This window comes from Psychrobacter sp. 1U2, from assembly GCF_051847575.1.
Window position 1 is genome coordinate 1 of sequence record NZ_JBPYDC010001401.1, and the last position, 609, is coordinate 609.

Sequence of the window (609 nt, forward strand, 5' to 3'; positions counted from 1 at the left end):
CCTATTCATCCGCCATCTGGCTGTGTGTTTCGCACCCGTTGTCCGCTCGCTGACGCAGAGTGCGCGCAGATCGAGCCAGTACTGGAGGGAACGATCAATCATAGGGTAGCTTGTTTAAAAAACAAGGTTGAGACTACTCAATAAAATTCAATCCGACTAAGTATATGCTCCTGCACCAGATACGCGCAAACATAAGCACTTGGCCAAGCGAATATAAATGCCAGCCCCCATGACCCCAGTAGATCAGCGAAGAAATGATCACTATAGCCTGTTTTGACCAGTATCAACGCAGTCGAGATAATAAGCGACATCATCAGTGCCATGAGTCCTGTAAAGACTAGGCGGTAGTACTTGCGACGCATGCGTATTCTAAGGGTGGGAAGAGCCATGATAATTTTAGTCCTTAATTTTTCATCATTTAATGAAAATTTTTGATGATACACTAGCGCAATTTTGGCTTAGTAAATACGTTACACCGGTAATCACAATTACCTGATTAACCTTGTAATCATGAACGCTGAGCAACCGCTCTTTTATCTTCAGATTGCTCCCATGACGTCGTCGGTGTCACATCACGGCACGCCGAACAAGTGCCTGCATGGGCGCGAT

The 609-nt window shown here is 45.6% G+C and carries 2 protein-coding genes; one reads left to right on the forward strand and one right to left on the reverse strand.

Annotation, left to right across the window (positions count from 1 at the left end):
• Window positions 1-3: 3 nt before the first annotated feature.
• Entirely contained in the window at window positions 4-144 is a 141-nt protein-coding gene (locus ACS8FD_RS22315) for a hypothetical protein (protein WP_439277474.1), read from the forward strand.
• On the opposite strand, the gene ACS8FD_RS22320 is transcribed toward ACS8FD_RS22315, so the two are convergent.
• Window positions 138-389, reverse strand: coding sequence for a DUF2798 domain-containing protein (locus ACS8FD_RS22320; protein WP_439262586.1), 252 nt, complete (start codon window positions 387-389; stop codon window positions 138-140). The two genes, ACS8FD_RS22315 and ACS8FD_RS22320, sit on opposite strands and share 7 nt — an antisense overlap.
• Window positions 390-609: the final 220 nt, after the last annotated feature.

What these genes read in the sequence shown, in the direction of transcription:
- ACS8FD_RS22320 (WP_439262586.1), bottom strand. Translation starts at nt 389, where the DNA reads ATGGCTCTTCCCACCCTTAGAATACGCATGCGTCGCAAGTACTACCGC.